Here is a 13,292-nt window from a genome sequence, read left to right as displayed (position 1 = left end):
TCCAGCGCCAACCAAAAGGAGTCGCCTTGACCTCGAATGTTCTCACCGACCTGCGAGATGGGGTCGTGACAGTCACGATCAACCGCCCCGAAAGCCTCAACGCGCTGACCAAGGAGACCATGGAGGCGGTCGCGGACGCCGTCGCCAAGGCGGCCACCACAGCCCGTGCAGTCATCATTACCGGCAATGACCGGTCCTTCAGCTCGGGTGCCGACCTGCAGGGATCTGTGCAAGAGGGAGGACTCGGCCTCGATCGCGCCAATGCCATCATCCGATCGATCATCGACCTGCCGATTCCGACCATCGCCGCGGTCTCCGGTCCGGCGGCCGGCATCGGCTGCTCGCTGGCCCTGGCCTGCGATTACACCGTGATGAGCGAAGAGTCATATCTGATGCTGGCCTTCACCAAGATCGGGCTCATGCCCGACGGCGGGGCAACGGCGCTCGTCGCAGCCTCGGCGGGTCGGCATCGAGCCATGAAGATGGCGCTGACGGCCCAGAAGGTCTGGGCGAAGGAAGCCCTCGAATGGGGTCTTGCCAGCGAGGTTACGCCGGCTGGCGAGCAGCTGAACAGGGCACAGGAGATCGCGGCGCAGTGGGCTCAAGGCGCACCGTTGGCCTTCGCCTCCTCGAAGGGAGCCATCAACGCGGCGACGCTGACTGAACTCGATGACGCATTCGACCGGGAGCTCAAGGGCCAGACGGCTCTGCGGGAAAGCAAAGACTTTACCGAAGGAGTCACAGCTTTCATAGAGAAGCGCGGACCGAACTTCTCCGGCGATTAGTCGACGGACGGCAGCCGACGGAGGGCAGTCGACGGACTGCAGCCGACGGGCCCGGAGCTCGGCGTTCGTACGTTTCTAATTGGTAACGCTGCGGCACAAGTTGTGAGCGGCATCACTTGACGGGATAGTCTGGCGATGAAAACGGTGCGGATGCCGACCTGCTCCGACTGCTCGACGTGACCTGCACCGTACAGCCCCGATAGCCGTGCAAACCCTCCACCCCAGCACGACCACAATGACCAAAGGAGTCTCATGCTTACAGGCATTCCATCCACACTTGGTGACAGCTATCAGCTCAACACCACCACCATGATCCGCCATGCCGCGACCTTCTTCGGCGAATCGGAGGTTGTCTACCGGCGGTCCGATGGATCGTGGGGTCGATCGAACTACGCCGACGAGTTCAAGCGCATGGCTCAGCTGGCCCACGGCCTGAGTGAGCTCGGCGTGGGCGCGGGGTCGATGGTCGGAGTCATCGACTGGAACTCCCGTCGCCACCTCGAGCTGTACTTCTCCGTCCCCGGCGTTGCCGCCACCATGCTCCAGCTCAACCTGCGTCTGGCCCCCGAGGACCTTGCCTACGTGGTCAGCCACTCGAAGTCCGACTGGATCTTCGTCGACGAGTCCCTCCTCCACGTCGCCGAGGCGCTGGCCCCGAAGCTCGATGTCAAGGGCTGGGTCGTCATGACCGACAAGCCCTCGTCTGAAATTGAGACGAGCCTCGAGAACGTCGTGTTCTATGAGGACCTCATTGCTGATAAGCCTGAGACCTACGACTGGCCGGTCGTGGATGAGAAGACCGCTGCCTACGCCGGCTACACGACCGGAACCACCGGGCGTCCCAAGGGTGTCTACTACTCCCACCGCTCGATCTATCTGCACACGATGGGCGGACTGGCCGCGCTGAATGCGACTTTCGACGACTGCGTCATGCCCATCACTCCGATGTTCCACGTACTCTCCTGGGGTTTCCCGCAGAACGCGGTGGCCGCGGGTGCGAAGCTCGTTCTGCCGGGCAAGTTCGCCGCTGAGGAGTTCGGAGCCATCGGTCGAGCCTTCATCGAGGAGAAGGTGACGTTGGCAAATGGTGCACCCGCGATCTTCTCCCCGATGCTGGAGATGATGAAGAATATGCCCGAGTCTCCGGACCTGCGCGGTGTGCGCCTGGTCTCAGGATCCTCCGAGCCGCCGTTGTCGATGATGCGCGGGTTCAAGGAGATCACCGGCGCCGAGGTGATCCATGGCTACGGTGCCACCGAAACCACCCCGCTGGCCACGACCAACTGGCGGATCAAGCCCGGAACGAACATGACCGATGAGGAGAAGTGGGACTTCAAGCGCTACCAGGGTCTGCCGATCATCGGCGTTGAACTCAAGATCGTCGACCCCGCCGGTGAGGAGATGCCCCACGACGGCAAATCGATGGGCGAGGTCGTCATGCGCGGTCCGTGGATCACCGAGTCATACTTCCAGCTGCCCGACAACGCGGACCGGTTCCTTGACGGCTGGTGGCGTTCAGGAGACGTCGGCGTCATCTATCCCAACGGCTATCTCAAACTCACCGACCGTCTCAAGGACGTCATCAAGTCCGGTGGCGAGTGGATCTCCTCGATCGACATGGAGAATGCGATGCTCGACAATCCGGACGTAAAGGAGGCCGCGGTCATCGGTGTTCCCGATGAGAAGTGGCAGGAGCGTCCCGTGGCCTACGTCGTGGCCAATGACGGCGCCGAGGTGACCCGTGAGTCCATCGCCGCGACGCTGGGTGAGCGCTTCGCCAAGTGGCAGCTGCCAGATGAAGTCATCGTCACTGATGAGATGCCGCGGACATCTGTCGGCAAGCTCGACAAGAAGATGTTGCGCAAGAACTGGGAAGAGAAGTAGTCGGCGACGACAGTCGTCAGACAGGTGCCCTCGGCCGAATTCCTCTCATAGAAGGAGCGGGCCGAGGGCACCGGTCGCTATGACTGCGCCCACGCGGTGACCTTCCACTGCATTTGGGTACGGAACGAAGGCCTTCGCCTATCGGCAATTTCCGGGCGGGATGCATCGCAGATGCGACAGACCTGCCGGTCAGATCTGGGCGTTGGACTGGGCAACCATGAGCAGGTTCCCATCGATGTCGGCGAAGGTGACGAAACAGAGGCTTCCGATGTCTTCGACGGAGGAGAGCTGCGCGACGTCCATTCGTTCCAGGTGCCGAACGGTCGCGTCCATATCCGCTGTCCAGAAGAAGAAGCGGGCCGGTCCTGAGGCGACGAAGGAGTGGTTTGCGTCGAGGCAGAGCCGCGGACCTGATTCTACGGCGATGTCGACAATCGTGTCTTCAGGGCCCAGGAGGCCGGGCGTGTGGTCGAAGCCCAACAGTTGGGCGTACCAGCTTACAGCGGCCTCCATGTCTCGGACAGGGATGAAGACCTGTCCGATGTCTCTTCTGATCGGGCTGGAGTTGGGGTCTGCCATAAATTCAGCCTATCTGAGCCGAATCAGTCCTGCTGCCCTCAGATTCCTCCGAGAAGCCGGGTCTCTGAGCCTGTCTTCGCCCTGAGACCGGGGCTCACCGACTGGTGTGTGCCGGTCTCAGGGGTGATGGAGTAAGTACGTCCCGCCCTTGAGGCATGTGTCGACGACCCAGCCGTCGCCGACGAGTCCGGTCAGCGAATCGCGCAGAGCCAGGCGCCAGCGACTCGCGAGTTCCGCATCCTGACCCCGCAGGGCCTCGATATCGGAGGGGATGTCGAGCGAGACGAGCGTCGCTTCCTTGGGCACCTCATTGACCAGCGGTTCACCGTGTTCATCGCTGCGCAGACACTTGAACGCGTCGTCGGCCTCGGCGAGGGCGGCAGGGGCAGGCTTGTCGAGCGACCACGACACGACCATGCGGTCGCTGGCCTGCCCGGCATTGACTCCGTCGCGCATCTGCCCGTAGAAGTCCTCGAGATATTCGACCATGCCCACACCCAGGCGCTGGAAGTTGAAGTAGGCATTCCGGGCGACCAGCGGATCGAAGGTCCAGGTCATCTCCGTGATGCCGAGGTTAAGGCACCACAGACGCTGGTGCAGCTTCATCGCCGATCCTGCTCCGCGGCCGATGACCTGATGCCGCACGCCGGCGATGTGCGAATGCATGAGCGTCCCCAGCGGCTGACCGAAGAACCCGATCGTCACGCCGATCATCTCGTCAGGCTCGTCGAGGCTGTAGGCGGCCGAGACATAGTTGCCGGCATGGGCGAAGGCGACGATGAGTCCGGGTTCGAGCACATTGGTGCCAGTCTCGTCGACGCTCCAGACTTCGTCGAGCAGGAGGGCTGCCTCGGCGGCTTCGGCGGCGGTGTGAATCTCACGCACCTCGATCCGAGCGGCGTCGGCGGCGGCCGCGTACTCATCCTCGGCCAGGGCGATGATCTCCGAGTCCACTATTGTCAATCCTTCGCGCGGTGTCATGGTGACATTGTGCCACCGAACTCCCCAGCTGAACGTGCTGAAACGTCTATATCTGAGGCGTCGGTGCAGTTGCAGCTGAAGGACATGAGCTTCTCGGTGCAGGTATAGCCTGGACGGATGAGCTTCTCAGTTGCTGTCATCGGAGCCGGAACGATCGGCCGATCCTTCGCTTGGCTGTTCGCACGTTCGGGCTATTCGGTCCAAGTCTTCGACCCCAGAGGCGATCTCGCCGAGGTGGTCGCCGGGTTGCAAGCCGATGTCAGTGCCGATGCTGCCGCCCACAACATGCTCGCCTCCGAGCTCGGATCCATCAGTCTCGCCGAATCCGTCGAAGCCGCAGTCGCCGAGGCATCCTTCGTGCAGGAATCGGGCCCGGAAGACCCCCAGGCCAAGCCGAAGCTGTTCGCTCAGATCGCCGCGGCCGCCCCGTCGGATGCGGTAATCGCGACCTCCTCGTCGACCATCCCCGCATCACTGATCGCACACCATCTGCCGGCGGAAGCCGCTGCCCGCGTCATCGTCGGTCATCCATTCAACCCGCCTCACCTGATGCCACTCGTCGAGGTGGTTCCGGCCCCGGCGACCAGTCCTGACACGGTCGAACGTGCCCTTGAGTTCTACCGCAGCTGCGGGCGCGAACCTGTTGCACTGAATCGGGAAGTTCGCGGATTCGTCGGCAACCGACTGCAGAACGCGCTGATGAAAGAGGCGATCTCGCTGGTGGCCAACGGTGTCATCTCAGCACCCGACCTCGACGCGGTGATGAAGAACTCCCTGGGGCTGCGGTGGTCTGCGGTCGGGCAGTTCGAGGCGATGCACCTCGGCGGGGGAGACGCGGGAATCCGCGGTTTCATGCACCACATAGGTGCGTCGTTCGCCGAGATCGGGGATCTGCCCCTGGACCTCAGCGACGCTGGAATGGCCGAAGTCTATTCTCAGGTGGAGGAGGCCTACGGTGAGACGCCGAGCCGGGCCGGCGCCGAGACCAGGGACCGGATCCAACGTTCGGTTCTCGAAGTGCGCGGCCAGGGCGGTGCGCACTCGGAGCAGTGACTCAGCAGCAGTTCAGGCCGACCAAGGGTCAGGTCAGACCGCGGCTTGGTAGAAGTAGGTGGTGCGTTCGGCGATGAGACCTTCCGTGTCGAAGAGGAAGAAGTCTGCGAAGCCAACGGAGGTTTCGGTGCCGTCCTTGAGCAGGCCGGTGAAGACCCCACGACTGGAGGCGCGGTCGCCGTCGACGAGGATCTCCGTCAGCGAGTGCGCACCCGATTCGATGACGCGCTCACCATGGTAGAAATCAGTGATCTGCTGCCCGACCATGGTCGGATATCCGGGCCGATCGTAGTGTCCATCGGCTGCGAACAGTGCCGAGGTTGCACCAGCGTTCCCAGCGTCGACGGTGGAGTAATAGCGCTTCACAAGTTCAGTCACACTGTTCATGGCAATACAGTAACAGCGATCACACTCGAGCTCGTGCTCAAGGGGTGGGACGAGGAATTGCCGCCGAGGTGATTGAGTCATAGCGTGGGGCATGGATCCATTCGTCGACCGGTACCCGACTCTCGGCTCCGCGTCGCTGGATCGAGGTCAACAACCCCAGCAGAAATGAGGCTCGAGATGTCAACCATGTATCGCGTGACCAACCCGGCAACCGGTGAGGTGGCCGAAGAATTCGCCACAGCCACCGACTCGGAGATCCTGGCCGCACTCGATCGCTCCGCGACCACGTTCACCGAATGGGGCCAGACGAGTGTGACCGATCGCGCCGCGATCCTCACTCGCGTCTCCGAGATCTACGCTCAGCGAGCAGAGGAGCTGGCAGAGGTCATCCAAGTGGAGATGGGCAAGGCAGTCCCCGAAGGCAAGGGTGAGGTCGGGCTGAGCTCTGCCATCTACCGCTACTTCGCCGACAACGCCGAAGCGTTCATGGCCGACGAGCCCGTGCGCGGACCCGAGGACGGCACCGCGAAGATCCGCCGCAAGCCGGTCGGATCACTGCTGGGCATCATGCCCTGGAACTTCCCGTACTACCAGGTGGCGCGCTTTGCGGCCCCCAACCTGGCACTGGGCAACACGATTCTGCTCAAGCACGCCCCGCAGTGCCCTCGCTCGGCTCAGATCATGGAGGAGATCTTCATCGAGGCAGGGCTGCCCGAAGGTGCCTATATCAACATCTACGCGAGCAATGAGCAGGTCGCCGACCTCATCCTGCCCGACCCACGCAATCACGGAGTGTCTCTGACCGGGTCAGAACGGGCGGGCTCGGCAGTGGCAGCCGAGGCCGGCAAGAACCTCAAGAAGGTCGTTCTCGAGCTCGGTGGATCAGATCCGTACATTCTTCTCGACACCCCCGATGTGGCCAAGAGTGCGGACACCTTCTTCAAGTCCCGCATGGGAAACACCGGCCAGGCCTGCAACTCGCCCAAGCGCATGATCGTCATGGACGATGTCTACGACGAGTTCCTGACCTCGATCACCGAGGCGGCCAAGAAGTTCACGCCAGAAGAGCCAGGTGCCGAGGGCTCACGTCTGTCTCCGCTGTCCTCGACCGCGGCGGCCGATCGCTTCATCGGGCAGGTCCAGGACACGGTCAAGGACGGTGCCACCCTGCTTGCCGGCGGCAAGCGTTATGACGGTGGCGGTGCCTATGTCGAGCCGGTCGTCCTCGCAGACGTGGAGAAGGGCATGCGCGGTTACTACGAGGAGCTCTTCGGCCCCGCCGTCATCGTCTACAAGGTCAGCAGCGAAGAAGAAGCCATCGAATTGGCCAATGACACCCCGTATGGTCTCGGTGCTGCTGTCTTCTCCAACGACCTGGAGCGGGCAGAGCGCGTTGGCTCGCAGATCGACTCCGGCATGGTCTTCCTCAATGTACCCGAGGGATCACGTGAGTACCTGCCCTTCGGCGGCGTCAAGCGCTCCGGCGTCGGCCGTGAACTGGGACCACTGGCGATGGACGAGTTCGTCAACAAGCAGATGGTGTTCACGAAGAACTGATTCACTCACCGGCTAAGACTCAGTCGCTGGCCTTCAGGGCGCTGTCCGCAGAAGCGGGCGGCGCCCTGATTGTATGCTGAAGCTATACACAGCAATTTCTCAGCAGGAGGATCTCATGTCGGCACAGAAGCCGTCGACCCAGGTCAATGCCGCAGCCTCAAAAGGGCTGATGCGTCCCATCAACCGTTTCCTCGAACAGTGGATCCCGTCGGCACTGACGTTCGCCATTGTTCTCACACTCATCGTCGCCGTCCTGGCATTCATCCTCACCGGTGCGAGCCCGGTCGACGTCGTCACCGGTTGGGGTGAGGGACTGGCTGGGCTCCTCGAATTCATGACGCAGATGAGCCTCATCCTGCTCCTCGGACATATCCTTGCCAACACGGGGCCGGTGCAGAAGCTCTTGTCCTGGTTGGCCAGAGTCCCCGGCAGCCCGGCCTTCGCCTATGTCTTCGTGTTCGTCGTCGCAGCGGTTGCCAGCCTCATCACCTGGGGACTCGGGCTCGTCGTCGGTGCCCTCCTGGCCCGCGAGATCGCTGTGCAGGCCCGCAGTCGCGGCCTCAAGGTTCACTTTCCGCTGCTCGTCGCAGCCGGCTACTCCGGTTTCGTCGTCTGGCACATGGGCTACTCCGGTTCAGGACCACTGACCGCGGCCACGCCCGATTCTTTCCTGGCCGAGTCCTTGGGCGGAAAGATCATCCCTGTCACCGAGACCATCTTCTCGACCTGGAACCTGCTCACCATCCTCGCCGTCATCATCGTCTGCGCTCTCATCTTCTTCCTCTTGGCGCCGAAGAAGGATGCTCCCGTCTACGAACTTCCCGAGTCGATCACCTCGGAGTCGAAAGATGCTATCGACGAGGAAGTCGTGACACCTGCCGACCGCATCGACGCCTCCCGGATCCTGACCTTCATCGTCGGCCTGGCGCTTGTGATCTACCTCGTCATCCACTTCGTCCAAGGCGGGGGTTTGACCCTTGACATCGTCAACTGGTCCTTCCTGGCGCTGATCTTCCTGCTGGTGAAGAACCCATTCGAGCTCATACATCTGACGAAGGCGGCAGCGTCCAACGTCGGTGAGATCCTGCTGCAGTTTCCTCTGTACGCCGGCATCTTGGGGATCATGAGCACCACCGGCCTCATCGCAGTGTTCTCTGATGCTCTCGTCTCGATTGCCAATCCGACCTCCTTCGGCGTCCTCGCTCTGCTCTCGGCCGGACTCGTCAACTTCTTCGTCCCCTCGGGTGGTGGGCAGTTCGCAGTGCAGGGCCCGATCATGCTCGATGCTGCCAACCAGCTGGGCGTCGATCCCTCGGTCGCGATCATGGCGGTCTCCTATGGTGATCAGTGGACAAACATGCTGCAGCCGTTCTGGGCGCTGCCGGTGCTGGCTATCGCGGGCCTGAAGATGCGTGACATCCTGGGCTACACCTCGGTGATCTTCATCGGTTCCGGAGTGGTCATGGCTGCCGCATTGCTGCTTGTGTGTCTATGAGGGCAGTCCGCCTCGATCCGCGAAGGAGCGATTTCTGCAGTCTTCGACGGCTTCGAGGGGCTCGCGAGATACTATCGCCGATTGCTCAGCCTCTATTCGACCTCTGACGCTTACGGTATGGTAGCCTCCATGGTTGGTCTCGACCGGTAAGACTGATCGGTCATACCCCGAGAGGCCGATGCGCAGGAACGAACAAGCTGAGGAGTATGCAATTCCGTCCGACGAAGGAGCGAGCAGATGACAGCCACAGATGACAGACAAGCAGAGAAGCCGAGTGGCGGTGTGAAGAAGGTGCTGCCGCCCGTGAATAAGCGGGTCTTCATCGCTGCAGCGATCGGTACCCTGGCCATCACGGTCTGGGCATTCTTCGCCCCGGAGAACGCTGAGGGAGTGCTCGGTGCCGTCGTCGGCTGGACCTCGGACTGGTTCGGATGGTTCTACGTCCTCCTCGTTGCCATTGTGCTTGTCTTCGTCATCTACCTCGCGGCGTCGAGGTACGGATCGACGAAACTGGGCCCCGAACACTCAAAGCCCGAGTATGGGCTTCTGGCTTGGGCATCGATGCTCTTCGCTGCCGGGATCAGCACCGATCTCATGTTCTTCGCAGTCGCCGAGCCTGTCACCCAGTACCTCGCACCACCGAGCACCCAGCCGGAGACCGTTGAAGCGGCACGGGAAGCAACCGTGTGGACTCTGTTCCACTACGGCCTCAGCGGATGGGGCCTCTACGCACTCATGGGAATCGCGCTGGCGTACTTCGCCTATCGGATGAACATGCCTCTGGCCATCCGTTCTGCGCTGGCTCCGATCTTCGGCAAACGCGTACACGGAACCTTAGGTGACTCGGTCGATTTCGCGGCGCTGCTGGGAACCATCTTCGGTGTCGCCACCTCGCTGGGAATCGGTGTGGTCATGGTCAACGTGGGCCTCAACTCCATCTTCGGCCTCCCGATCAATCCCACGTCCCAGATCGGCATCGTCTTGGTCGGAATCGCTGTGGCGACGCTGTCGGCGGTTTCCGGCGTCGACAAGGGCATCAAATTCCTATCGATCCTCAATGTGTTCTTCGCAATCGCGCTGAGTATTTGGGTGCTCATTGCCGGCAACACCCAGTTCCTTCTCAACGCTTTCGTCCTCAACATCAGCGATTTCGTGCGTCTGTTCCCGAACATGGTCGGCCAGACATTCGCCTTCGAGGACACCGGAACATGGATGACCGACTGGACTCTGTTCTTCTGGGCCTGGTGGATCGCCTGGGCGTCGTTCGTCGGCCTCTTCCTCGCCCGCATCTCGCGTGGCCGCACGATCCGCCAGTTCGTCCTCGGTACCCTCACGATTCCCTTCGTCTACATCTTCATGTGGATATCGATCTACGGGAACTCCGCGCTGGATCTCATCCGGAACGGCGACAAGGCGTTCGGCGAGGCGACGATGCTCAATCCCGAAGGCGGCTTCTACGAACTGCTGGCAAACTACCCGGCCTTCACCGTCGTGGCAGCGCTGGCGACGATCACCGCGCTGTTGTTCTACGTCACCTCGGCAGACTCGGCTGCGCTGGTCATGGCGAATCTGTCCTCACACCTTCCTACACCACAGGACGACGGTCGCGCCGGTCTGCGCATCTTCTGGGCTGTCGCCACTGGAGCCCTGACGATCGCTATGCTCATCGTCGGGGGGATCGGGGCATTGCAGAACGCCACTGTCATCATGGGTCTGCCATTCGCGTTCGTCGTCATTCTCGTCATGATCGGACTCTACAAAGCACTGCGAGTCGAAGCGCACCGAGTCGACAGCGTCGATCAGAGCCTGCCCGCATCATTGGCGCGACGCTCCCGTGCAGAGGCGGGGCAAGAGTCATGGCAGCATCAGCTCGGCCGTGTGCTCTCATTCCCCAGTGGAAACAAGGCACGCGACTTCGAGCGCGAGGTCCTCATCCCCACCCTGGAAGAGGTCGCCGTAGAGCTGGGCGAACGCGGTGTTTCCGCCCGTTGCGGTCGAACCGACTCGGAGGGACACTTCGTTCAGGACGGTGAACTCATCCAGCTCGAGGTCGACGGTCAGGGAGAATACCCCTTCCGCTACCAGATCTGGCCGCACAAGGTCAGTGTCCCTTCTTTCGGTGGGCATGTTCCGCGCGGGACCGAGGACTACTACCGGATGGAGGTCTACCTTGATGGAGGCACCGGACAGGGCTACGACATCATGGGCTATTCGAAGGAGCAGCTCATCGACGATGTCCTCGACAAGTATGGTCGCCATGTGGAGTTCCTGCAGCTGCAGGAGAACATCGCCCACAACGATGAGTGACGAGATCGAACTGATCGCCGGCGTGGTCTGATGCCTGTTCGCGTCTGACTTTCGCCTCGCAGAGTCCCTGGTCTGCCATGCTGAGCCCGGCGTCTGTCCCCGTTGGGGGCAGGTGCCGGGCTCAGTCTCGTCTGAGACTCGCCATGCATGTCCGCAGGGTCCGAGCGACCGATAGGGCGGTAAGACCACTGGTGGCCGGGTTCTCCGGGCTCGGCGTCGATGAGATTGAGAAGGCGAAGTCACCGGCCGGTCCGGTGGCGGTGATTTCATGGTGTGAGTCCTCTTGGCGAGGATCCGCACGGATCTCGACGCCTGTCCGGTGCAGGGCCGCTTCCATGAGTTCGTCGTCTGCGACCGCACCGAATCCGAGTCCACGCGTCGCCCACGCGAGCGCCACGGTGATGTTGACGTTGGCGGGGAACTTCACGATTGCCTCGGCGGGGGTGCCAGTGAAGATCGTCAGCGGACCTGTAGCCGGAGTCAGCTGATTCAGCCGGCGGATCTCCTCGGCGTTCATCCAAGGCTGCACAAGGCCGCGAGGAGCCTTCGCCGTGGTGATGGATACCTCGTCGAGTGCCTGTGCTTGAGTCGCAGCCTCGAGAACATCCAGTCCGCCGATTGCGCCATTCGTCACGTGGAGGTCACCTGGGCCTGCCAGGAGTGCCCGTCGGGTCGACCGATCCGCAAGGGCCCCGACGCTCGTGAGGACGAAGGGGATGCCGGCGGCCACAGCCGCCGGTCCAAAGCTCTTGGCAGCCGGACCCCCTGCACATTCGACGACGACGTCGGCCGTGAGCCCAGACCAGCGCGAGTCCTCGGGGGAGTCGACCTGGATGAGCTCGGCTCCCAGACCATGGTGCTCGGTGTGTTTGCTCAGGTCGCGGACCAGCGCTGTCATAGTCAGCCGACCAATCGAGATCTCCGGGCGCAACAGGCGAGCGACATGTCGACCGATCGCCCCGAACCCGATCATCAGCACTGATTGCACTTCACCGACTGGCCTCATGAGGTCAGGGTACACAGTGGCACGGACACGGTGATGTCAGTGCCGCAGAGTAGCGTTGCGGTGTGGATGACAGAGGCAGGGGAGAGGCGCAGGTGACAGAGGCAATGGGTGATGAAGGCAAGGCCGTCGACGGGGAGAAGGCCACTGACGGGGAGAAATTCGGCGAGGGGGCGATCGTGGGTGAAGATGGCCTGGCGCGCACGCCGTGGGCCTATGGCGACCCGCTTCTGCTCAGCTACTACGACACCGAATGGGGAATGCCCGTCCGGGACGAGTCCGGGATGTTCGAGCGTCTGAGCCTCGAAGGTTTTCAGGCTGGACTGTCGTGGTTGACGATTCTGAAGAAGCGCGAGCGTTTCCGTGAGGTCTTCAAAGGCTTCGACGCCGAAACGGTCGCCGGATTCGGTGAGCCCGAGATCGAATCCCTGCTCGATGATCCCGGAATCATTCGTCATCGGGGAAAGATCGAGGCCTGCATCGGCAACGCGAGAGCAACTCTGGCGATGCGCGAAGAGGGCGGAATCGGCGATTTCATCTGGAACTTCCGACCGGAGGCGACTCCGCGCCCGCGCACGCTCGGCGAGGCGCCCACGAAGTCTCCTGAATCGCTGGCGCTGTCGAAGGCGCTGAAGAAGAAGGGATTCCGGTTCGTCGGACCGACCACCATGTACGCGCTCATGGAAGCCGTCGGTATGGTTGATACCCACGTCCTCGGATCCCATCGCCGAGGTACGTCCGGAGTCTGGAACGACTGACCTGAGGAAAGGCTGGAATGAACGATATCCGAGTCAGCGCACTTGTCCTGCGCCACCCCGAGGAACCCCTCCTGCTCATGGTGCGCAAGGCAGGCACGACGTCGTTCATGCTCCCCGGGGGCAAGCCCGAAACCGGTGAGACCGCGGAGGCGACGATCATCAGGGAGATCAGCGAAGAACTTGGCCTCACACTCGATGCTGATCGGCTCTCGCCGTTGGGCACTTTCGCCGCAGATGCGGCCAATGAAGCCGACCACCGAGTGATCGGCGAGGTGTTCTGCTATGAGGGTCTGCCCGCTGAACTCAATGTCGAACGCATCAACCATCAGGCCGAGATCGCTGAAGCCGGGTGGTTTCCCTACGCTCCGATGCCAGCCGACACCTCGGAGCGTCAGTTTGCTCCACTGACCCGTTTGCAGGTCATTCCGGCCATGGAGGAGCGAGGTCTCCTCACCCGATGACTTTGCAGTAAGTTGTCCTGCTGCAAAATCACCGTTGATCTG

Annotated in this window: 12 protein-coding genes; 8 read left to right on the top strand and 4 right to left on the bottom strand. The window is 62.1% G+C overall.

Annotation, left to right across the window (positions count from 1 at the left end):
• Window positions 1-26: 26 nt before the first annotated feature.
• Both AAFP32_RS13570 and AAFP32_RS13565 read left to right on the top strand, forming a co-directional pair.
• On the top strand, window positions 27-785 hold the full coding sequence (locus AAFP32_RS13570; protein WP_350269565.1) for an enoyl-CoA hydratase: 759 nt from the start codon (window positions 27-29) through the stop codon (window positions 783-785).
• A 252-nt stretch (window positions 786-1,037) separates the two neighbouring features.
• Window positions 1,038-2,669, top strand: a complete 1,632-nt coding sequence (locus AAFP32_RS13565) for a long-chain-fatty-acid--CoA ligase (RefSeq protein WP_350269564.1) — start codon at window positions 1,038-1,040, stop codon at window positions 2,667-2,669.
• A 189-nt stretch (window positions 2,670-2,858) separates the two neighbouring features.
• Here AAFP32_RS13565 and AAFP32_RS13560 read toward each other — a convergent pair whose 3' ends face one another.
• Window positions 2,859-3,248 carry a VOC family protein gene (locus AAFP32_RS13560; RefSeq protein WP_350269563.1) on the bottom strand — a complete coding sequence of 130 codons (390 nt, stop codon included), beginning with the start codon at window positions 3,246-3,248 and terminating at the stop codon, window positions 2,859-2,861.
• A 117-nt stretch (window positions 3,249-3,365) separates the two neighbouring features.
• On the bottom strand, window positions 3,366-4,202 hold the full coding sequence (locus AAFP32_RS13555; protein ID WP_233430434.1) for a hypothetical protein: 837 nt from the start codon (window positions 4,200-4,202) through the stop codon (window positions 3,366-3,368).
• A 144-nt stretch (window positions 4,203-4,346) separates the two neighbouring features.
• Between AAFP32_RS13555 and AAFP32_RS13550 the strand changes: the two genes are divergently transcribed.
• Window positions 4,347-5,282 carry a 3-hydroxyacyl-CoA dehydrogenase NAD-binding domain-containing protein gene (locus tag AAFP32_RS13550; RefSeq protein ID WP_350269562.1) on the top strand — a complete coding sequence of 312 codons (936 nt, stop codon included), beginning with the start codon at window positions 4,347-4,349 and terminating at the stop codon, window positions 5,280-5,282.
• A gap of 33 nt (window positions 5,283-5,315) precedes the next feature.
• Here AAFP32_RS13550 and AAFP32_RS13545 read toward each other — a convergent pair whose 3' ends face one another.
• Entirely contained in the window at window positions 5,316-5,669 is a 354-nt protein-coding gene (locus AAFP32_RS13545) for a nuclear transport factor 2 family protein (protein ID WP_350269561.1), read from the bottom strand.
• Between the two features lie 177 nt (window positions 5,670-5,846).
• Here AAFP32_RS13545 and AAFP32_RS13540 point away from each other — a divergent pair, with 177 nt between their 5' ends.
• The 3 genes from AAFP32_RS13540 (at window position 5,847) to betT (ending at window position 11,028) form a co-directional block, all read left to right on the top strand.
• Window positions 5,847-7,226 (top strand): NAD-dependent succinate-semialdehyde dehydrogenase, encoded by a 1,380-nt coding sequence (locus AAFP32_RS13540; RefSeq protein ID WP_350269560.1) that lies wholly within the window; start codon window positions 5,847-5,849, stop codon window positions 7,224-7,226.
• A 115-nt stretch (window positions 7,227-7,341) separates the two neighbouring features.
• On the top strand, window positions 7,342-8,721 hold the full coding sequence (locus AAFP32_RS13535; protein ID WP_350269559.1) for a short-chain fatty acid transporter: 1,380 nt from the start codon (window positions 7,342-7,344) through the stop codon (window positions 8,719-8,721).
• Window positions 8,722-8,958: 237 nt separating this feature from the next.
• Window positions 8,959-11,028, top strand: a complete 2,070-nt coding sequence (gene betT, locus AAFP32_RS13530; protein WP_350269558.1) for a choline BCCT transporter BetT — start codon at window positions 8,959-8,961, stop codon at window positions 11,026-11,028.
• Window positions 11,029-11,149: 121 nt separating this feature from the next.
• Here betT and AAFP32_RS13525 read toward each other — a convergent pair whose 3' ends face one another.
• Entirely contained in the window at window positions 11,150-12,034 is an 885-nt protein-coding gene (locus AAFP32_RS13525; protein ID WP_350269557.1) for an aspartate dehydrogenase domain-containing protein, read from the bottom strand.
• 104 nt (window positions 12,035-12,138) lie between these two features.
• Between AAFP32_RS13525 and AAFP32_RS13520 the strand changes: the two genes are divergently transcribed.
• Window positions 12,139-12,789 (top strand): DNA-3-methyladenine glycosylase I, encoded by a 651-nt coding sequence (locus AAFP32_RS13520; protein WP_420883400.1) that lies wholly within the window; start codon window positions 12,139-12,141, stop codon window positions 12,787-12,789.
• Window positions 12,790-12,806: 17 nt separating this feature from the next.
• On the top strand, window positions 12,807-13,250 hold the full coding sequence (locus tag AAFP32_RS13515; RefSeq protein WP_350269555.1) for an NUDIX domain-containing protein: 444 nt from the start codon (window positions 12,807-12,809) through the stop codon (window positions 13,248-13,250).
• Window positions 13,251-13,292 lie beyond the last annotated feature (42 nt).

The sequence above is a fragment of the Brevibacterium sp. CBA3109 genome (genome assembly GCF_040256645.1).
Lineage (GTDB): Bacteria > Actinomycetota > Actinomycetes > Actinomycetales > Brevibacteriaceae > Brevibacterium > Brevibacterium koreense.
Note: the sequence above shows the minus strand (reverse complement) of the source record. Positions and strands in the feature narration are given on the sequence as shown.

Coding starts and splice junctions, on each gene's coding strand:
- AAFP32_RS13565 (WP_350269564.1), top strand. CDS start 1,038: ATGCTTACAGGCATTCCATCCACACTTGGTGACAGCTATCAGCTCAAC.
- AAFP32_RS13560 (WP_350269563.1), bottom strand. CDS start 3,248: ATGGCAGACCCCAACTCCAGCCCGATCAGAAGAGACATCGGACAGGTC.
- AAFP32_RS13550 (WP_350269562.1), top strand. CDS start 4,347: ATGAGCTTCTCAGTTGCTGTCATCGGAGCCGGAACGATCGGCCGATCC.
- AAFP32_RS13545 (WP_350269561.1), bottom strand. CDS start 5,669: ATGAACAGTGTGACTGAACTTGTGAAGCGCTATTACTCCACCGTCGAC.
- AAFP32_RS13540 (WP_350269560.1), top strand. CDS start 5,847: ATGTCAACCATGTATCGCGTGACCAACCCGGCAACCGGTGAGGTGGCC.
- AAFP32_RS13535 (WP_350269559.1), top strand. CDS start 7,342: ATGTCGGCACAGAAGCCGTCGACCCAGGTCAATGCCGCAGCCTCAAAA.
- betT (WP_350269558.1), top strand. CDS start 8,959: ATGACAGCCACAGATGACAGACAAGCAGAGAAGCCGAGTGGCGGTGTG.
- AAFP32_RS13525 (WP_350269557.1), bottom strand. CDS start 12,034: ATGAGGCCAGTCGGTGAAGTGCAATCAGTGCTGATGATCGGGTTCGGG.
- AAFP32_RS13520 (WP_420883400.1), top strand. CDS start 12,139: ATGGGTGATGAAGGCAAGGCCGTCGACGGGGAGAAGGCCACTGACGGG.
- AAFP32_RS13515 (WP_350269555.1), top strand. CDS start 12,807: ATGAACGATATCCGAGTCAGCGCACTTGTCCTGCGCCACCCCGAGGAA.